The sequence below is a fragment of the Roseibium aestuarii genome (assembly GCF_008477545.1).
Lineage (GTDB): Bacteria > Pseudomonadota > Alphaproteobacteria > Rhizobiales > Stappiaceae > Roseibium > Roseibium aestuarii.
Genome location: NZ_VORA01000010.1, coordinates 1 through 19,399, shown reverse-complemented (window position 1 = coordinate 19,399; position 19,399 = coordinate 1). Strand labels below are relative to the sequence as shown.

Below are 19,399 nucleotides of genomic sequence, written 5' to 3'. Positions count from 1 at the left end.
CTTCAATCCTCTGAATCCAGTCCCAATGTATCGCGATACATGGAAGCACCGCCGATGATCTTGGCGATGCCGTGAGCCTCGATCAAATTATCCTCGATGCTGCAATAGGTCCAATTCCCGTAGCGGCCCGCCGTGTAGATGCCTGAATGTTCAAGCTCAGATTTCAACTGCTCCTTGAAAGCATTTGAAGTCTTGTTGATATGCACATAGGCAGGGTCCATCTGAATGAACTCATGATCGACGAGTATAAAGTCGGACTCAATAAGACCCACTTTTTCGAGGTCGTTCAGAACCCGATCAAGCAATGCAGCTTCATCGACCGCATCGTCACGTGCCATCCCGATCTCAACGTACAGGCTCGCTGAAGTCGTACCAAATATATTGTGATAACAACCCACGCGATAGAAAACCTCGTCTCCAGGATAGTATATCCAATGCGCCTTGATTTCGTTACAGCGATCAAATCCTAGGTTGAAGACAACGACCTTGTTGGCAGACAACTGAGCCGCCGACGTATCTATGCCAGCAAGATTGCAGAATTTATCGAGAGGCGCCGTATTGACCAGTTTTTCGAAACGGATCACGTCCCCAGAAGAAAGCCGCGCTTCCTTAGAAGCAATATCAATGTACTCAACGGTAGTGTTTAGACAAATCTCCGCGCTCCTAAGCGCGTGATGCTTCAGCACCTCTACGAACGCATTCGCGCCATCACGCGGATAGGAAAAAAACTGATTATACGAGGAGTTTGTGCCCTGCTTGGCATTCAGAAGAACATTTTCGAAATTTGCCTTAGGGAAAAAACGACCCATCGCGTCCTGATCAAGTTCATTCAGATCACAAGCGTATAGTTTCTCATTATAAGGGATGAGAAAACGGTCACATATGCCAGCTCCGAGAGTATGATAAATGTATTCCTTGAAATTTGAGTATGGTCGATCACCCTTTTCAGCTTCATATAAATCTATAAGGCACCTTATGTACTCATGCTTTGGCAGCTGGTGAATATTCTTCTGGAATGGAAAATCGACATATCCAACATCTGACAAAAAAATGCTCGTCGACTTTTCCACGACAGCAAAGCTGTCATCTGGGATACTCTTGTCGAAGAAGCGCTTTATTTTGCTATTCGAGAAGTGAAAGAAATGGCCAGCGCGATCCCAGACGAAACCGTTCCGCTTTGTCGTTCGGCAATACCCGCCAACTTCGCTATCGCGCTCCACAATGAGCACATCGCCGTCGAGACAAGCGGCGCAGGTTAGGCCGGTCACGCCCGCACCAATGATCAGTATCATCACATTCTCCAGTAGTCTGAAAGCCGTCGTTGTCAGGGGTAAAGAATTCGGCCCAAGATCCGATAATGGAACTCTCGCACCTCGCTGCGAAAGAAAAGCTTGGGATCGGCATCGAAGATTTCAAGATCCCGACGCGAGCCGAGTTTCCGCACAAAATGTCGTATCAGTGGTGTATAGAATCTCCGCCAGTTTGAAGGCGAGTAATCAGGACCTCTGCGTAACGCACGCTCACCTTCCGGCCAGATCACCTTTCCGTCACGAGGGCTTCTAACAAGAATGGAGCGATCTTGGCGTCCCGCAAATGAGTTGTCGAATTCAAGGCGGGCAAGGAGAGCTGCCTCCTGATGGCTAGGGTCACTCATGATAAGTTCGAAGAAGTAATCGAGATGGTCGATCGTTGTATCGAAACAATCCGTAACGATACCGAAATACCGCCTCCAAATTTCAGCGAATTTTCGCGCGCCATCATGAACCTCATCGATAGATCTCGCGTGAGTTGAGGAGATTTCACGACGTCTTTCAGAGACAACACCATCACTATTCAGGAAATACCCAGACACGCTACCAAGCGGCTCGTTCAGCAGACTTTCTAAAATCAAATTATATTTAAGAAAGGCCGTTCTTTCCCGGGATGAGGCAGGAAGGTATGAACCAAAAAAGCTACGCGCTCCTTCCAACTCATCGTTTCTGACTAAAGCCGAAAACTCCATAAAGAAGCGGGGGAGCACTTCGCCCTGAAAGAGGCAGGAAATCTGCCTGTGGATCGTTCCAACGTAACCGAAATCAACCGTGACAGTCGGATGGGCTAGATCAACCCCGCATTGCTCCAGCAGGGCACGTACCATCTCGCGCTTATGCTCAAGCCGCGTCGAGATTGTCGCCCAATGCTCCCGAGCGGAGCTGACCGCAAGCGCATAGATCTGACCCTCGCTAAGATCTCCGACCCTGGACTTCTCAACGCAGTTCCCAAATACGCCAGGAAGAGCCTCCCAGATGATCTCCGATTCCTCGAGAGCAAATCTCGCCACAAGCAAATCTGCAACGGGTCGATCCTTTGCAAAATCGTCAATCCTGACAGACAGAAGATCCTCGGGTGCAAAAAGATTGATACCGGCAAGCGCAGCACGTGAGACAGGGATGTAGTGTGCAGTTGCACAGTTTGCCGCGAGCTCAGAACCCAAGCCAGCCACGAAAATCTCATACGCAACCTTCATATCCCGGGCAAAGAAGACGAATTGCTTGCGCGATGGGGAAAGCTTGTCGTCTTCATAAAGCCATCTCACGAAGGACAGGAGCATTGGCCCCAAGACGAGGAAGCCAAGATCGTATGGCCGAGAGATCAACGTCGCATCAATGCGAGCAGGGCGTCGTTGCAGCTGAACAGGCACATTCTCATTTATATGCGCGCCAAGAATGGCCTGTAAGATGTGGGCGTCCGGAATTCGGCCGCCATTACGCCGCCGCCTCGAGAGCATTGAACCAGCGATCTGTTGGGCCGACGGAAGCCAGAGCGCGGAAATTCCGCACGCTGTAGCCCTTTCGATGTCACCCTTTAAATTATCCCCGATATGGAGAATGGCCGAAGGCTCAACGCCGAGGTCCGAAACGACTCTTTTGAACATCGTTCCGGTATGTTTTCGAACTCCCAGTTCCGACGAAACATACACTCGTTCCCAGCCGTCATATCCCGCTGAGCGCAGCGCCCTTTCGACAAATTCGCGGGAATGGCAGAAGTCTGAAACTAGTATGACGCGCTTTCTTTGCCTTAGAGCTGTTTGATACGCATTGAAACCAGCCGGCCGACGGCGCAGGCACTCTAGCTCCACCTCCTGTTCAAGTGCGAGGAAGTCTGGTGCAAGACTTTTTGAAAGTCCCGAAAAGGAGAGAATTGCATCATAAATGGAGAGGAGATTGACCTCCTGCTCGCCCCCTCCATCAACAGCGTCGAGGCGCTGCCTTTCAAGGCGTTCAAAGCTCTGCCTCAGAGTTGAAAAGCGTTGTTTAAACGCTGGAGGAACCACATCCAGAGCGCCACCTTCCATGCGGGAGACCATCAGGTCAAAAACTTGAGCAGGCCGCAACACGTTCCGACAGATCAGAGTGTCGAACACATCAAAGGAAATGATCTCGTGATCCTTGCAGTTCATCTGCGACCAAGGAGGCTGAAACTCGAACTGATCCTTCAGCATGGCACGTATTCTTCGTTCGCTCGTAGTGAACGAAGAATACTTAATAATGCCTGAAAAAGAGTTCTGTAATTCTTCGGACGACGGAAGACCAGCGGCTCCCTTTTTTCCCTTCTGTGCGTAGAACGAATCAATGACCTGAGCGAAATAGGCGGCATCTTCCACCAACCGGTCATGGAGGACCGAGCCTCTAAGGAGGCAGAAGTCCACGATCTTCTGAGCATCATGACGGGGGAGAGAAGCAAGATATCCAAGATGAGAGCGAGACGGCGAGGAAAGAAATTTCCCGAAGAAAAGTGCCTGAAGGCCAACAGTACTCGAGATGGAATGAACACGAGAACAATGTGGCACGAGATACTGCGAGATATTATCTACCTCGTTAAAATCTTTACGGAAAACGAAGCGCGGGTGCTCCGCCTCCAGCCTTTGAATTCGCTCGTCTGAAAGAGTGATATCTGAACGTAGGGGGCTCACATACTGAGTAAAGATAAGGTCTTTTCCAGAAGCATCATTCTTTAGTAAGCTTTCTACGAAATCGAACTGGGTTTCGAAGTCGGTATATTCTTTCCAGCCGAAATATTGCGAAATCTGCAAGGGAACGAGTTGAAAACCCGGTGTTAGCGATATGTCATAGCGCGCCTGCAACGCCGACTTCGTGTGAATTTGTTCAAAATGATCCAGAAAAAGCTGTCGAATCTGATCGACCTGGTCGATCTCGCTCTGATTCATTTGGATCGAAGCAACATCAGCACCGACGTACCACGCGTCTCCATAAAGGCCGCATGGGTCCAATTGAATCATCTTGGGGAACGGGGCCCGCATGAACATGCCGGGCATCAGATCAAGCGTCAGAGCGTTGGGAAAGAGATACCTGAGGACCTTGCTTGGCGCTTCCCAGCACAAGATTACATCAGGCGTCCAGCGCCCAAGAGACTTGTGGAATGCTGTACCGATGAGAGCTAGCTGATCTATGGAAAAGTGCTCGGCGCAGGAACGGATCATAAAGTCGTTGAGGCCGCACGTGCTCAGGGCTTCATCGTCCATCACCACAACGGGTGGCACGTCAGAACTCGCGAGTTCCCCTTCAGAGTGAAGGGCACAACCAATCGCTTCAGGCACCAAAACCTGAACGTCGAACCGCCCGCTCGCGAGAAGGGACTTGGCATAGGGAAGGAGATAGTTCTTGTAAGTTCCTAATCTGTAGAGGGGATCGCCGAAATCTGGGAAGAGATTGCTCAGAATCAGAACGTTCTTAGGGTTCGCCATGTGGAATTCGACCCTTCTTTCTTCCTGTGAACGGCGCAATCGGCACAATGCAGGCAGTACCCTGGATCGTGGAACCCACGCATTGAATCGGGGCACCAAGCAACGCGACCTCTCCCTTCAAACATATTTTTTCTCGCGCTGCTACACGTTACCTGATTTGATAAACCCTCTCGACACCGAGCTGCCGGCTCCTCCACGCCTCAAGCAAGAATTGAACTCCCTCCCTTCTCACCGGATCCCGTTTTCCCGCTGCAGGGCGCGGACGTAGGTCACGATGAGGGCGACATCGTCTGCGGCCAGGTCCGGGATCGGGGGCATGTTGCCGAAGGGCCAGTGGTGGGCACGCACGCCCTGGCGCACGGCCATCAGGAAAGACATGTCCGCGTGGTGGGAGGGTTCGTAGATCCTGTGCACGAGCGGCGGCGCGACGCCATCCTGGCCCGCCGCATGCACGCCATGGCAACTGGCGCAACGGTCGTTAAAGCGCGTCTCGCCCTGCCTCTCCGTCGGCGAGAGGTCCGGCACGCGCACCTGAACCAGAGGCGCGCCCGCGGCCTCCTGCGGGGCGCGGGTCGCCGGGTTTTCGGTGTTTCCTGGCCGCAAGGAGGCCCAAGCGCCCGCGAGCAGAACCGCAAGGCCCGTCACCAGGAGCACCACCTTTTGCCCCCTCATGCGGACGCCCCCTTTCCGGTCGAGGTTGCCCTCGGGGCGCAACAGTCTTGCCCCGTCCCGTCGGCGGCGGCCGGGTTCTCTTCTCCGGCCAGATCCTTGAGGATGGCGCAATCCGGGCTCTCGTCCCCCGAACAGGCCAGCGCCAGACGGGAGAGTGTTTCGCGCATGGCCTCCAGCTCCGCGATCTTCTCCGCAATACGCTGAAGGTTCTGCTCGGTGATCTCCTTCACGCGCGCGCTTTCACGCTGGTCATCGTCGTAAAGGGAGACCAGCGCGCGGCAATCCTCGATGCTGAAGCCCAGCGCCCGGGCACGGCCGAGAAAGGCGAGCCGGTTGAGATCCGAGCTCTGGAAGGCGCGATAGCCATTCTCCGTCCGCAAGGGATGGATGAGACCGATCTCCTCGTAGTAGCGGATGGTCTTGGCCGGAAGCCCCGAGCGGCTGGCCACTTCGCCGATGTTCATCACACCTCTCCTTCTGCAAGCGCGGGCGCGACCCGGCGCAAGCGCAACGCATTGCCGAGCACGAAGACGGATGACACCGCCATGGCCCCGGCTGCCAGAACCGGAGACAGCAGCACCCCGAGAACCGGATAGAGCGCTCCGGCGGCGACCGGGATCAGCGCCACATTATAGGCGAAGGCCCAGAACAGGTTCTGCCCGATGTTGCGCAGGGTTCGGCGGGAAATTTCCACCGCATTGACCACCCCGCGCAAGTCGCCGGACATCAGCACCACATCGGCGGATTCAATGGCCACGTCCGTGCCCGTTCCAATGGCGATGCCCACATCCGCATGGGCCAGAGCGGGAGCGTCATTGATGCCATCGCCGACGAAGGCGACAGACCCATGCTTGTCCCGCAGCTCGTCCAGGGCCCGCACCTTGCCCTCCGGCAGCACACCGGCAATCACCGTGTCGATCCCGGCTTCCCGGGCAATGGCTTCCGCCGTCTCGCGCTTGTCGCCGGTGATCAGGACCACCTCCAGCCCCCGGGCGCGAAGGGCAGAAATCGCTGCCTGGCTGGAGGGTTTCAGCGGGTCCGACACACCGAAAACGCCGGCCAGCCGCCCGTCGATGGCGGCCAGGATCGCGGTGCGCCCGCGCAGCGACAGGGCGGTTTCCTCATCGGCCAGGGGTTCGAAATCGATCCCCTCACGCTCCAGCATCCGGGCCGCGCCGATCACCACTTGCCGACCCTCCACCAGGGCGCTCACCCCGTGGCCGGTCACCGACACAAAGCCCGTGGCGGAAGGCAGGGTCAGGCCCTTCTGCCCTGCCGCCCGGACGATTGCGGTCGCGACCGGATGTTCCGACAGGGCCTCGACCGCCGCCACAGCGGCAAGAACCCGATCATGATCAAAGCCCGGCGCCAGCACCACATCGGTCAGCTCCGGCCGGCCGAGGGTGACCGTCCCCGTTTTGTCCAGCGCCAGGGCCGTCACCCCGGAGAGCGCCTGAAGCGCGTCCCCCTTGCGGAAAAGCACGCCGAGCTCGGCCGCACGGCCGGTGCCGACCATGATCGAGGTGGGCGTGGCAAGCCCCATGGCGCAAGGGCAGGCAATGATCAGAACACTGACGCCAGCAACGAGCGCGAGGGTCAGGGCCGGATCGGGCCCGAAGACGAGCCACACGGCGACAGTCAACAGGGCCGCGGCCATCACCGCCGGCACGAACCACAGGGTCACCCGGTCGACGAGCCCCTGAATGGGCAGCTTGGCCCCCTGTGCTTCCTCGACCATGCGGACGATCTGGGCCAGCGTCGTATCGGCGCCAACCCGGGTGGCCCGCACCTGCAAGCCGCCAGCGCCATTCACCGTTCCGCCGGTCACCGTGTCGCCCGCCGAACGGGAGACCGGGACGGGCTCGCCGGTGATCATGCTCTCGTCGACGCGGGACGCGCCGGAGATCACCTCTCCATCCACGGGAATGCGCTCGCCGGGCCGCACCACGACCACGTCACCGAGGGAGAGTTCATCGATGGCCACATCGACCAGAGCGCCCCCGCGCTCGACCCGTGCCGTCTTCACCTGGAGGCCGAGCAGACGGGCAATCGCCGCACCGGTGCGCCCCTTGGCGCGCGCTTCCAGGAAACGGCCGAGCAGGATCAGCACCACGATGACAGCCGCGGCCTCGAAATAGACGGCACGCACCTGATCGGGCAGGAGATGCGGCAGGAAGGTCGCCACGACGGAATAGAGATAGGCCGCACCGGTGCCCACGGCCACGAGGCTGTTCATGTCTGGCGCCCCCTTGAAGAGCGCAGGCAGCCCGCGGCGATAGAACATGCGGCCGGGCCCCGCCAGCACCAGGGTCGTGAGCACGAATTGAAGGATCCAGCTGGTCTGTTCGCCAATCGTGGTCATGACCAGATGATGCAGCGCCGGCACCATATGGCCACCCATCTCGATGGCGAACACGGGCAGGGCAAGGGCTGCGGCAAGGGTCAGCCGGACGGCCAGCTCCCGGGCCTCGGCCGACTTGCGTGCCGCCTGGTCCTCCTTCGCCTCCTCATCCATGAGTTTCGCCGGATAGCCGGCCTGCGTGGCGGCCCGGATCAGCTCGGCAGCGGTGACTGCCCCTTCGACGAAGGTGACACGCGCGCTCTCGGTCGCCAGATTGACCGCGACTTCCACCACGCCCGGCACGGCTGCCAGCGCCTTGTCGACGCGCCCAACGCAGGACGCACAGGACATGGAGGCGACGGAGAGGGTCACGGTCTGGCGACGGGCGGGATAGCCAAGGGTTTCGAGCGTATCGATTGCCGCCTGCAGGGCGCCCGCGCCATCAACGCCAAAGCTCGCGGTTTCCGTGGCCAGGTTGACCCGCACATCGTGAACCCCCTCGACCTGCTTCAACCCGCGCTCCACCCGGCCGACGCAGGACGCGCAGGACATTCCCGTCACGGGCACGATCAGAGACGACGAGACAGCCATGATGCCGGATCCTTCTACAAAGCGATGCACTGACAGATGGAGATTCCAGTCACTGGAAGGTCAAGAGGTGAGGCTCACGATTTTTGCCGGACACATGCCGCTTGACCTTCCCGCCACGGGAAGGTTCAAACAGTTTCGATGGCCCGTGTCATCTCCCATGACCTCGGCCCCGAATGGCAGCCCCAGTGGCATGACCACATGTCCTCCGGGGTTCCATGGGCAAACGACACGCGGCCGGAAGGAGTTTCAGATGAAGTTCAACGTTCCCGACATGAGCTGCGGCCATTGCGTCGCGGCTATCGAAAAGGCCGTGGCAGCGGCAGATCCGCAGGCCCGCGTGACCATCGACCTCGGCCACCACACGGTGGAGATCGCCTCCGCCCTGCCGCAGGAGAACCTGATCCGCACCCTCGCCGATGCCGGCTATCCTGCTACACCGGTGTCTTGAGAGAAGAGCAGACCGCGGTATGCTTGCCCCGTCCTCGCGCCAGGGCCTAAAAGGATCAGGACAGATCTGCTCGCGGCAATCCCTCGTCCGAGCGGGATGCGGGTGTCGCCGGATCGAAGGCCTTGGAAGCGGGGACGTTTCAGACCATGCGCATCGGTTTTGCAACCAGCGGACTTTGGCGTCTGCGCACTGAAATCGAACAGCTAACAGGGGCGACGGCGCGAAGGCTCTGGCCTCTCGCACTCGGTGTCGATGCCATCGCCGGATGGGGACACAAGCCCACTGCAGATCGAGCCAGACGTCTCGCCCGCCTGCGAGGGCTCCCCTATCTGGCTTTCGAAGACGGGCTCCTGCGCTCGGTCCAGCCGGGCGACGGCGAACCGCCCCTCTCCCTCGTTCTCGACCGCTCCGGGATCTACTACGATGCTCGTCAACCGAGTGATCTGGAAGACCTGGTGCGGGATCGACTGGCCCGGCCGGAAACATGGTCGCAAGCGAGGAACGTGATCTCGCGACTGCGTGAGACACGCCTCTCGAAATACAACGACCACCCCGCCGGGGACCTCCCTGATGGGCAGGCACGCAACCCGTCAGACCTGCCCCGGGTTCTTGTGATCGACCAGACCGCCGGCGATGCGTCGATTACCGGAGCGCTCGCGACGCAGGAGAGCTTCACCCGCATGTTTCGGGCCGCCGTGCATGAAAATCCGGACGCAGAGATCCTCCTGCGCATCCATCCGGAGGCCATCACCGGGCGCAAGAAAGGACATTTCGATCAGCAGTTTCTCTCCGATTTCGCCAGTCTGGACCAGGATGTCGCACGAGCGCTCGAGACCGGAAGGGTCAAATTGGATGCCGCTCCCCGCAACCCCTGGTCGCTCCTGGAGCGTTGCAACAAGGTCTATTGTGTCTCGAGCCAGCTCGGTTTCGAGGCGATCATGGCGCAGCGCGAGGTCCACAGTTTCGGCGTTTCCTTCTACAGCGGATATGGCCTGACCGTGGACCGTACCGAGGGGGCCTCGGCTCTGGTTGCGAAGCGGCGGCAACCGGTGCCGCTGGAAGCTCTCGTGGCCGCTCTCTATTTCGACTACTGCCACTATTTCGGACGCTCGCCCTTGCGGCCGATCACGGTTTTCGAGGCAATCGACTGGCTTGAGCGGAAGGTTGCTGAGACCCGCTGACCCGGCCCCGCCCTAGACGGGCGGGAGATTGGGCAGCAGGTGGTCAAGATGGATGGGGAAGGCGCGGGGACGCACGCCGGTTGCCTCATGCACCGCATTGGCGATTGCCGGCCCTGCCCCGCAGATGCCCAGTTCGCCGATGCCCTTCGCCCCCAGCGGGTTGGCAAAGGGCGAAGACGCCCCCAGCATGTGCACCTCAAGAGCCGGCACATCCCGGTTGACGGGGATATGATAGTCGGCCAGATCCCGCGCCATCACGGCGCCAGACCTCGGGTCGATCACCCCCTCCTCCATCAGCGCTGCACCGATGCCGAAGATCATGCCCCCGAGCAGCTGCGAGCGCGCGGTTTTCGGGTTGAGAATGCGTCCCGCATCGAACACCCCAAGCAGACGCCGGACGCGGATCTCGCCCGTGACCGCATCCACGGCCACCTCGGCGAACTGGGCGCCGTAAGAATATCCGGCCTGTCCGGTGTCGAAATCGTCCGGATCGATGCTGCCCGAGGCGGTCATGCCCTCGGGGCCGACCAGATCGGCCAGAGCCAGACTGCGTTCGCCCAGCCGCACGCTGTCCAGCGTGAAGGCAAGGGCCCCGTTGCCGTCCAGGCCCAGGGCCGCGCACCGGTCGCGCAGCGCCGACAGCAGATTGGAGGCCGCATCCTGTACCGCCGACCCGGTGCTGGCCGCCCCGAAGGACCCGCCGGAGCCGGAACTCTTGGGGAAAGCGCTGTCGCCCAGCTCGGTGACCACCTGTCCCGGCTCGACGCCGAGCGTGTCGGCGGCAATCTGGGTCAGGATCGTGTAGGAGCCGGTGCCGATGTCGGTCATGTCGGTGCGTACATGGAAGCGTCCGTCCGGAGAAAGGGTGATCTCCGCCTCGGCGCCCACAAGCATGTTCGGCCGGATGGCGGCCGCAAGCCCGCGACCGATCAGCAGACGTCCCTCGCGGCGCGAGCCGGGCGCCACACAGCCGTCCCAGCCGAAGCGCTGCGCCCCTTCGCGCAGGCAAGACTCGAGCCGATGGTCCCCGAAGGGGGCTCCGGAGACCGGATCCACGTCGGGCATGTTGCGCAGGCGAAACTCCAGCGGATCCATGCCGCAGGCCTGCGCCATTTCATCAATGGCGGTTTCGAGGGTCAGGGTGCCGATGGCCTCGCCGGGCGCACGCATGCTGTCGACCGTCGGAATGTCGGCCGCCACCACCCGGTGGCTTGTGTGGATCGCAGGGGCCGCATAGCTCGCCCGGGTCGGAGAGGCCGGCGCCTCCGCAAAGGCATAGTCGCGCGCCATGCCGGCGAGATTGTCATGACGGATGGCCGTGAGCGTTCCATCGGCCGTCGCACCAAGTTCGAGCTCCTGGCGATGGCGCTCGCGGTGCGGCGCGTTGACAAAGACCGAGCGCCGGGTCTGGACCACGCGCACGGGACGATCGCAAACCCGCGCGGCAAGGGCCGCCAAAACGGCCTCCGAATGAATACCCAGCTTGGAGCCGAAGCCCCCGCCGGTGAAGGGCGAAACGATGCGGATCTGCTCCGGCTCGATCTGCAGGGTCGTGGCAAAGGCCTTCACCGCAGAGGCAACGATCTGGATCCCCATGTGCACGGTCAGCTGGTCACCATCCCATTCGGCCACGCTGACATGGGGCTCCATGGCCGCAGCATGCTGCATGGCCGTGTGATAGGTTGCCCCCACCCGATGGTCGGACCCGGCAAGCTCACGCGCCAGATCCCCCTTCTGCGTGTCCGCGTCATCGGCTCCGTCCAGACTGTCGGGCGCAAAGGCCAAATCCTCATGGGCCAGCGCGTCGAAGATCCCGCCTTCAGCATCGACTTCGATCTCCACTTCGACCAGACTTGCCGCATGGCGCGCCTGTTCGAGCGTGCGCGCCACGATCAAGGCCACAGGCTGGCCCACATGACGCACCCGGTCTCCCTGCAGCACCGCATGAGACTGGGTGAAGCGGCCGGCATCCTCCGGCGCCCCATAAGTCCGCTGTTCGGGCACATTGGCGGACGTCAGGACCGCGATCACCCCTTCCGCATCCTCGGCACGCGAGACGTCCAGACGGCGGATCCGGCCGGGTGCAGCCGGGGCCTCGACAATGAAGCCTTCGGCGAGGTCGCTCGCCGGCCGATAGTCTGCCGCATACATCGCCCGGCCGGAAACCTTGGCGATCCCGTCGACCCGATCGAGAGCCCGCCCGAGCGGGCGTTCAGCCTGAACTTCCATGGACATCATCTCAGTCATGGGTCGTCTCCGTCAGCTCACCCAGCATGTCCGCCACCAGGCGCGGCGCCAGGTCGATCTTGAAATCATTGTGTCCATGGCCCCGGGCCGCCTCGAATTCCTCCGTCATGGTCTGGAGGAAGAGGGCGCGGGAAGGAGCCTGCCCCTCGAGACGGGTCTCGGCCCGGCGTGCCCGCCAGGGCCTGGGCGCCACCCCCCCCAGAGCAATCCTCGGGTTGCGAATCCGTCCCGCATCCAGCTCGACGACCACTGCCGCCGACACGAGAGCAAAGGCATAGGAGGCGCGGTCCCGTACCTTTCGATAGGCCTGACGGGAGGGCACCTGAGCCGGCAAGACGACCGCGGTGATCAACTCGCCGGGGTCCAGAACATGGTCCTTTTCCGGCGCATCGCCCGGAAGCCGGTAAAGCTCATCGAGAGAAAGGGATCGCTTGGTGCCATCGGCCTTGCGGGTCTCGACCCTGACGTCAAGCGCGGCCATGGCCACCGCCATGTCGGACGGGTGCGCCGCGATGCAGGCCTCGCTCGTCCCCAGCACGGCGTGCATCCGGTTGAAGCCGCCCATGGCATCGCAGCCCGTTCCCGGCTGCCGCTTATTGCAGGCCCGCGCCCGGTCATAAAAATAGGGGCATCGGGTGCGCTGCAGAAGGTTGCCGCCGGTGGTCGCCTTGTTGCGCAGCTGCGGACTGGCGCCCGACAGAAGCGCTTCGGCGAGAACCGGATAGCGGCGACGGACCTGTTCGCTTGCCGCCAGATCCGCGTTTGTCACCAGCGCCCCGATCCTCAGCCCGTCTTCGCGCGGCTCAACAGAAGCGAGATCCTGAGTCGGCAAATCGGCTCGCGTGATGTCGAAAAGACGATCCGGTGTCTCGATCTCGTGTTTCATCAGGTCGATGAGGTTCGTGCCACCGGCAAGAAAACGACCCGCACTTGCCTGGGCAAGATCTTCGGCCCCGCCAACGCGGACATAATCGAAGGGTTTCATCGCTGCGCCTCCATCACCTGACGCAAGGCTGCGAGGATGTTGGGATAGGCACCGCAACGGCACAGGTTGCCGCTCATGCGCTCGCGCAGCTCCTCTTCCAGGAGTGCGTCTGCATCCTCCACGTTACGGAAGCCTTCGCCAGACACGGTCACGAGGCTCGGCAGGTCCTGCGCCAGCTCCTCGAGCGCGGCAATCCCGGAACAGATCTGTCCGGAGGTGCAGAACCCGCACTGGAAGGCATCATGCTCGATGAAGGCCTGCTGCAGGGGATGAAGCGCCGGGGCATCTGCGGTGGAGGTCTCCTCACCCGCAGACCGGGCGGCGACACCCTCGATGGTGGTCACCTCGTCGCCGTCGTGGCTGACGGCCAGAGACAGGCAGGAATTGATGCGGCGGCCGTTCACGATCATGGTGCAGGCGCCGCACTGGCCGTGATCACAGCCCTTCTTCGCGCCAGTGAGATCGAGAGTGTCGCGGACGAGATCAAGCAACGACCGGCGCGGATCGACGCGCAGCTCGTGGCGGATCCCGTTGACGGTCAGCGTCAGAGGGGTCATGGGGCGTCCTTGTGCTCTGAAGGGGCGCGCCACGCGAAGGGTGGCGCCTCGGCCCCTCTCCCAAGGGGCCATCCTCGTCAAAGCCAACGGCACAGCCGGCCGGTTGGTTCCGTTGACCGCGGCTCAGCTAGGCCCCTTGCCGTCGCCCCTCGGTCCAGTAGGCGATCGCATATTGCGCGCCTTTCCCCAAGGCGAAGTCGTTCCGGAACACAGGACGCAGACGCTGCGCGTCGCGATGCTCGCCTGCGAACCAGGCAAAACCGGGAGGGGCATCCCGTGCTGCCGACCGGATCGCCGCCTCGATGTCCCGGGAAAAGACGTCTGCCCCCAGTCCCTGCACCACAAGCCCGAGCGCCGCGAGATCAAGTCCTTCCAGATAGTCCGCAGCCTGCCGGTCCGTCCCCAGACCCAGGATCACATGGCCACCGCTGGGCTCGGGGGCGGCGGAAGAAGCCTGATCGCGGGCCAGCGCCTCGATCATCCGTGCTGCGGCAGGCGCAGCCGTTGCGTCTGCCGCAATCAGGAACGGGGCAACGGGCGGGATTTTCTGAAAACCGGAGGGCCCCAGCAGACCGATCACCTCTCCGGCCGGGGCGCTTGCCGCCCAGTCCGAGAAAACTCCTCCCGTGTGGACGACCACATCCACATCAATCTCGTCCGATGCCGGGCGAATGGCGCGGATCGTGTAGGTCCTGATGGCCAGCGTGTCAGCCCCAACGGGCTGCACAAGTCCGCCGTTCAGCGCCAGTTTCGGCCACACCGGGTCGCGTCCGGCGGGAGGAAGCAGCAGCTTCACATGGATGCCGTCTTCTGCCAGACGCTCCATCCCGTCCACGTGGAAGGTGAGCCGCATCAATCCGCAGGGCAGAAGCCGTTTGCCTGAAAGAGTAAGCTGGTGAAAATAGGGCGGCAGGACTTCCTCGCTCCGAGCTCCGTCATCCGACCAGCGCAGAGAGGGCGCGAGCTCTGGCAGAAGCTCGTCGAGATGCTCCACGATCCAGAGCCGGATACGGTGCAGGGCGACAGAATTCCCGGCTTCAATGGACAGCAGCAGGCCCGCGCCACGCTGCTGTTCCATCCGCAGCCGGTCCTGCTCGAGATGCAGGGTCGCCGTGCCGTCTTCGCCCTGCACCACATCCATGTCGTGACGGATCATCTCCGCGAGCAGGAGGTCGAAAAGCGGCCCGGGATTCCCGGAGGGAATCAGGACGAAAGCCTCGCACAAGTCCTCTCGGATCATGTCGCAGCACCGTCCCTGCTGGCCGCCGGAACAGAATCCCCCGCGCCCTGCCGCCGAAGCAGGAGCCAGGTGAGCAGGACGGCGACCGCCGACAGTCCCGTCGAGATCACGAAGAGAGGGCCGTAGCCAAACCTGTCCGCCAGCACGCCGGACACACTGGTCCCCACGAGATAGACGAGAAGCTGGGCACAGGCGAGAATCGTGAAGTCGGTTCCCGGCTGGTCCTTCGACGAGACGGACATGAAGAGCGAATAGAGAACCACGATCTCCATGTAGCGGATGAAGGTCTGGAAACCGGCCGCGCCCATCACCGGGGCCAGGCCCTGCGTGATGCCGAGCGCATGGAACGTGAACATCAGGAAGCAGACGGTCCGCAACAGACCGAGCGTGATCAGCGCAGGGCGCGTACCCTGCCAGCGGATAAGCCCCACAGCCGCCACGGAACCGACCAGGCCCGCCGTGGCAGCAGCCCCGCCCGAAAGATAGCCGATCCATGAGAGCGGCAGCTTGGCATCCACCAGATAGGGGCCTTCCATGGCCTTCACCAAGCCTTCGCTGGCCCGGAAGACAAGCGCCACGATCAGGATCTGCACGGCTTCGGGCCGGCGGAAGAAGGCCTTGAGCGAGGGGCGCGGCGGCGGCGCCTGATCCTCGAGCGGATCCCGGGAGACGCCGTCCTCGTCCTCGTCCATCATCAATGTGACTGCGAGTGGCACGAGCGTCAGCCCTGCGATCACCACAAGGGTCGGGGTCCAGCCCCAGGTTTCGAAGAGAAGTAGCGAGAGGCTGCCGCCGATCACCACGCCGAAGGCGACGGCCCCGCCCTGACAGGCATTGCCGACACCCCGGTCCGCCGCGGAAAGGCGCCGGGTCGCATAGCCGTCCGTCGCAATATCCTGCGTGGACATGGCGATCGCGATGATCATGCAGATGACGAAGAGCCAGGTGACGTTCACCGGCTCGATGAAGGCCATCGCCAGAATCGCGGCCGAGCAGACCAGCTGCATGGGCACGATCCAGCCGCGCCTGTGGCCGATGGGCAGAAGCCGCATCCGGTCGACCGTCGGAGCCCAGAGGAACTTCACCACCAGCGGCAGCATCAGGAGAGAGAAGAAGCCGATCGCCGTGCGCGAGACGCCCTGCTCCCGCAACACCGGCGGCAGGGCTGCGGCGATCAGATAGGTAGGGATGCCCTGTGCCACATAAAGCCCGGCAAGGGTGACATAGAGGGAAAGGCGGCTTCGGGTCGGCGTGCCGGCCCCATGAGAAGGATGATCCCGCATCGGCAAGGTCCCGAAAGAGGCAAAAAGCCCCCGCACCCGGGTCATCCGGGCACAGGGGCGATGAAGGGTCAGAAGGTCGCGCGATAGGTCAGTGCAATCGTGCGGCCGAGGCCCGGCACATCGGCGCCGCGCACGGCACTGGCAACGGGATTGACGTAGCTCGTGTCAAACACGTTGCGGACACCGAGCGAGAGCTTGGAGCTTTCGCCGAACTCCTTCGACAGGCCGAAATTGACAAGGGTGACATCCGGAAGATCCTGCGTCGTCACATCGCGGCCGGAGAAATATTCCACCTCCGCACGGGCCGTCATGTCCTGCAGGAAGCGAAGCTCGCCATAGAGGTTGAGCTTGTAATTGTTCGGGATCCGGTTGTTGGGCAGGTATTCGCCGGACTCGATCTTGCCGTCGCCATCCGCGTCATACTTGCCCTCCACATAGGAGAAGATGCCGCCAATGGTCAGCATGTCCAGCACATCGGCTTCCGCCGTGGCTTCCACGCCCCAGATCAGTTCCTTCTGCTGGCTCACCCGATTGCTGGTGGCGTCAAAGTTCACGCCATTTTCCGAGGTCGACACATAGGCGCTGGCGCTGCCCCGGAACCGGGTCCAGTCCCCCCGAACCCCGGCTTCATAGGTGTTCACCAGCTGCGGGTCCGGCGCGATCGACGCATAGTTGATCGCAAAGGTCGGCGCGCCGGTGCAGCCATAGGCCGAGGCCAGCGCCCCATAGGCCGTACAGATCTCGCTGACGCTGTTCACGCCCGCGCGCCGCGTAAAGCCACCGATGTCGGTGAGGGAGTAGCCCTGCGAGAAATTCGCGAAGGCCTGGGACTCCTCGGTCAGGTCGAAGACCGCGCCGAGATTGAAGGTCGGCGAATTGTAGCTGAAGCTGCCCCCGGTCACATCGATGGCGGGATAGAGGGTGTAAGTGGTGGGCGACCGATACTGGACCGCCGCCGGACGCCGGAAATCATCCACATCCAGGAAGAACTGGTCAAAGCGGGCGCCGCCCTGCACGACCAGCCGGTCGGTCACCGGCACTTCCAGCTGCCCGAAGCCTGCGATCTGATGCTGCGTCATGGGCGAGATGATGGTCGTTCCGTTCACCAGCTCCTGGATAGTGTGGTCGAACGTATAGTCGACGCCCCAGGTCAGAGAGGCCCCCTCGCGCAACCAGTCAGTGGAGCTGTTCACCGTCGCGTTCAGTCCCGCCCGGTCGCTCGTCAGCACGCTCTGGTTCTCCGGGGCGGTCGGACTGGCCGGAATGCCGGAGTAATAGACGATGGAGTTTACCGCTGAGAGGCTGTTGAAGGGCGCCTGCTTCTCGATCGCGTTGTAGAAGGACTTTACCTCGAGACTGCCGAGAGCGAAGTCATCCTCGGTGAAGGTCCCCGTCAGATACCAGGAATCCTCCTTGAGCGGCTCACCCGTGTAGGGGCTGGCATAATCGGGCGAAACCGGCGACGTCGCATAGTTCGTCAGCCAGTCCGGGTTCTGCTCCAGATAGGTCCAGTCGAGGCTCAGGTCATATCGGCGGCTGCCCTCTTCATATCCGACCGCCGCGAAAAGATCCGTGTTGCCGGTCCGGTCGCCCCCGCCCTGGCCCAGCATCCCGTCCGATGCCATTTCCCGTCCCTTGCCGTCATAGGTCGTGCGGGAAAGATCGCCGGCGAGGGACAGCACGTAGTCGAAGGCACCCTTCCGTCCCTCCACCCGCGCGCTCGCGGACGGTGCAAGGGAGTCCGCCGGATTATGCGTGAACGCCGATGCCTGGGTGGTAATGGTGGTCCGCACCCCGTCCTCGACAGCGCGCCGGGTGATGATGTTGATCGTGCCGCCCGTGGCTCCGGCGCCATAGAGCCCCGAAGCACCGTTGACGACCTCGATCCGCTCGACCGTCGACAGGTCAATCAGGGACAGGATCCGCGAAACATCCCGCAAGGGTGTGTTGCGCGGCACCCCGTCCACCATGACGAGGAGATTGCGCCCGCGGAACGTTTGCGAAGCCCCCGAGAGGGTCTGGTTCGACGGCGCCAGCCCGGGAACGAAGCGCGCGATCACCTCGGCAACATCGGAGCTGCCGAAGGACCGATCCTCGATCTGCTCCCGATCGATCACCACGACCGACTGGGCCAGTGTTCCGACCTCGTTCGACGAACGACCTGCGGTCACGACGATCTGATCGAGGCTGGTGGTCTCGGCGTCCTCGGCGACATCTTGCGCCAGAGACGGATGAACGAGGGTCAGCGGCGCCGCAAGCGCGGTCGCGGCCAGGAAGAGGGTCTTGAAGGTCATGGCGGAAGCCTGTCACGCGAAATGAACGGGACGCGGTGGCTCGGCTGTCCGCCTGGCTTGCGCAAATGATGGCCTAAACGTCCATATATGAGTAATTATTTCAAGTATTTTCCGAGTGTTTCCGGCACCCCTCGATTGCAGCGTGCCAAATCTACAACAGGTCACGTAGCGGCACCCGGCAAAGCAGCAAGCGCTCGGCAGGGGCGTCCGGATCCGTGTTTCCCGTCATGGTGCGCCCTTCGTTTCCCCCCACCTGCGAACGTTCTCCCAGAAACGCAAAATCCCCGCGTTTCGGCGAGGCTTGTGATTTTGTTTGCGGGAGCAGGATTTGAACCGTTCGGGCGGCCATTGATCCGCCGGATCAATGTCTATTCGCCCTCACCCTTCAGGTTTTGAGCCTGACGAGGTGAGGCTGGACGAGCGGAAGGTCCGGTGGACCTTTCGCCAGCCGAACGGGCTGCCTTCACCAAGGCTAAACGCAAGACAGCCCCGCTTTTGGCGAGGCTGATGGTATTCTTCTATATGGATTTTGGTTTGTGTCGCAGGATTTGTCATTTTTGCCCTTCTGCGTCGGGCTTTGCCCTCCTTGAGGGGGCCGGCGTGAGGATCTCGGCTGGATCCCGTTACCAAACAAAAAACCCGCCTTTTGGGCGGGTATTTTTGATTGGTTGCGGGAGCAGGATTTGAACCTGCGACCTTCAGGTTATGAGCCTGACGAGCTACCGGGCTGCTCCATCCCGCGTTATGTCGGAGGATTTGTTGAAGAGAATTGATTGCGTTTAGCAGGCCTGGCGGCGACCTACTCTCCCACACCTT

The 19,399-nt window shown here is 61.5% G+C and carries 13 protein-coding genes and 1 tRNA gene; 2 read left to right on the top strand and 12 right to left on the bottom strand.

The window, feature by feature from the left end:
- Positions 1-2: 2 nt before the first annotated feature.
- From FR728_RS18995 to FR728_RS18975, 5 genes are all read right to left on the bottom strand, one after another.
- Positions 3-1,292, bottom strand: a complete 1,290-nt coding sequence (locus FR728_RS18995) for a protoporphyrinogen/coproporphyrinogen oxidase (protein WP_149894316.1) — start codon at positions 1,290-1,292, stop codon at positions 3-5.
- A 32-nt stretch (positions 1,293-1,324) separates the two neighbouring features.
- Positions 1,325-4,744, bottom strand: coding sequence for an HAD-IA family hydrolase (locus FR728_RS18990; protein ID WP_149894315.1), 3,420 nt, complete (start codon positions 4,742-4,744; stop codon positions 1,325-1,327).
- Between the two features lie 228 nt (positions 4,745-4,972).
- Entirely contained in the window at positions 4,973-5,416 is a 444-nt protein-coding gene (locus tag FR728_RS18985) for a c-type cytochrome (RefSeq protein WP_149894314.1), read from the bottom strand.
- Positions 5,413-5,880, bottom strand: coding sequence for a Cu(I)-responsive transcriptional regulator (gene cueR, locus FR728_RS18980; protein WP_149894313.1), 468 nt, complete (start codon positions 5,878-5,880; stop codon positions 5,413-5,415). The genes FR728_RS18985 and cueR overlap by 4 nt, the downstream gene beginning before the upstream one ends.
- Positions 5,880-8,348, bottom strand: a complete 2,469-nt coding sequence (locus tag FR728_RS18975) for a heavy metal translocating P-type ATPase (protein WP_149894312.1) — start codon at positions 8,346-8,348, stop codon at positions 5,880-5,882. Before FR728_RS18975 ends, cueR begins: the two co-directional genes overlap by 1 nt.
- 250 nt (positions 8,349-8,598) lie before the next feature.
- Here FR728_RS18975 and FR728_RS18970 point away from each other — a divergent pair, with 250 nt between their 5' ends.
- On the top strand, positions 8,599-8,796 hold the full coding sequence (locus tag FR728_RS18970) for a heavy-metal-associated domain-containing protein (protein ID WP_149894311.1): 198 nt from the start codon (positions 8,599-8,601) through the stop codon (positions 8,794-8,796).
- A 146-nt stretch (positions 8,797-8,942) separates the two neighbouring features.
- Complete coding sequence (locus tag FR728_RS18965) at positions 8,943-9,977, top strand: capsular polysaccharide export protein, LipB/KpsS family (RefSeq protein ID WP_149894310.1); 1,035 nt, start codon at positions 8,943-8,945, stop codon at positions 9,975-9,977.
- Between the two features lie 12 nt (positions 9,978-9,989).
- Here the strand turns inward: FR728_RS18965 and FR728_RS18960 are convergent, their stop codons facing one another.
- From FR728_RS18960 to FR728_RS18930, 7 genes are all read right to left on the bottom strand, one after another.
- Positions 9,990-12,224 (bottom strand): xanthine dehydrogenase family protein molybdopterin-binding subunit, encoded by a 2,235-nt coding sequence (locus tag FR728_RS18960; RefSeq protein WP_208998933.1) that lies wholly within the window; start codon positions 12,222-12,224, stop codon positions 9,990-9,992.
- Complete coding sequence (locus FR728_RS18955; protein WP_149894309.1) at positions 12,217-13,209, bottom strand: FAD binding domain-containing protein; 993 nt, start codon at positions 13,207-13,209, stop codon at positions 12,217-12,219. Before FR728_RS18955 ends, FR728_RS18960 begins: the two co-directional genes overlap by 8 nt.
- Positions 13,206-13,838 carry a (2Fe-2S)-binding protein gene (locus FR728_RS18950; RefSeq protein ID WP_149894308.1) on the bottom strand — a complete coding sequence of 211 codons (633 nt, stop codon included), beginning with the start codon at positions 13,836-13,838 and terminating at the stop codon, positions 13,206-13,208. Before FR728_RS18950 ends, FR728_RS18955 begins: the two co-directional genes overlap by 4 nt.
- Positions 13,839-13,893: 55 nt before the next feature.
- Positions 13,894-14,922, bottom strand: a complete 1,029-nt coding sequence (locus FR728_RS18945) for a siderophore-interacting protein (protein WP_188318967.1) — start codon at positions 14,920-14,922, stop codon at positions 13,894-13,896.
- An 80-nt stretch (positions 14,923-15,002) separates the two neighbouring features.
- Positions 15,003-16,289, bottom strand: coding sequence for an MFS transporter (locus FR728_RS18940; protein WP_149894306.1), 1,287 nt, complete (start codon positions 16,287-16,289; stop codon positions 15,003-15,005).
- 68 nt (positions 16,290-16,357) lie between these two features.
- A complete protein-coding gene (locus tag FR728_RS18935) occupies positions 16,358-18,583 on the bottom strand; it encodes a TonB-dependent receptor (RefSeq protein WP_149894305.1) in 2,226 nt (741 codons plus the stop codon).
- 665 nt (positions 18,584-19,248) lie between these two features.
- A tRNA-Met gene (locus tag FR728_RS18930) sits at positions 19,249-19,325 on the bottom strand.
- Positions 19,326-19,399 lie beyond the last annotated feature (74 nt).

Excerpts from the sequence above, each read along its gene's own strand:
- FR728_RS18995 (WP_149894316.1), bottom strand. The coding sequence starts at position 1,292 with ATGATACTGATCATTGGTGCGGGCGTGACCGGCCTAACCTGCGCCGCT.
- FR728_RS18990 (WP_149894315.1), bottom strand. The coding sequence starts at position 4,744 with ATGGCGAACCCTAAGAACGTTCTGATTCTGAGCAATCTCTTCCCAGAT.
- FR728_RS18985 (WP_149894314.1), bottom strand. The coding sequence starts at position 5,416 with ATGAGGGGGCAAAAGGTGGTGCTCCTGGTGACGGGCCTTGCGGTTCTG.
- cueR (WP_149894313.1), bottom strand. The coding sequence starts at position 5,880 with ATGAACATCGGCGAAGTGGCCAGCCGCTCGGGGCTTCCGGCCAAGACC.
- FR728_RS18975 (WP_149894312.1), bottom strand. The coding sequence starts at position 8,348 with ATGGCTGTCTCGTCGTCTCTGATCGTGCCCGTGACGGGAATGTCCTGC.
- FR728_RS18970 (WP_149894311.1), top strand. The coding sequence starts at position 8,599 with ATGAAGTTCAACGTTCCCGACATGAGCTGCGGCCATTGCGTCGCGGCT.
- FR728_RS18965 (WP_149894310.1), top strand. The coding sequence starts at position 8,943 with ATGCGCATCGGTTTTGCAACCAGCGGACTTTGGCGTCTGCGCACTGAA.
- FR728_RS18960 (WP_208998933.1), bottom strand. The coding sequence starts at position 12,224 with ATGACTGAGATGATGTCCATGGAAGTTCAGGCTGAACGCCCGCTCGGG.
- FR728_RS18955 (WP_149894309.1), bottom strand. The coding sequence starts at position 13,209 with ATGAAACCCTTCGATTATGTCCGCGTTGGCGGGGCCGAAGATCTTGCC.
- FR728_RS18950 (WP_149894308.1), bottom strand. The coding sequence starts at position 13,838 with ATGGCCCCTTGGGAGAGGGGCCGAGGCGCCACCCTTCGCGTGGCGCGC.
- FR728_RS18945 (WP_188318967.1), bottom strand. The coding sequence starts at position 14,922 with ATGATCCGTCACGACATGGATGTGGTGCAGGGCGAAGACGGCACGGCG.
- FR728_RS18940 (WP_149894306.1), bottom strand. The coding sequence starts at position 16,289 with ATGCGGGATCATCCTTCTCATGGGGCCGGCACGCCGACCCGAAGCCGC.
- FR728_RS18935 (WP_149894305.1), bottom strand. The coding sequence starts at position 18,583 with ATGACCTTCAAGACCCTCTTCCTGGCCGCGACCGCGCTTGCGGCGCCG.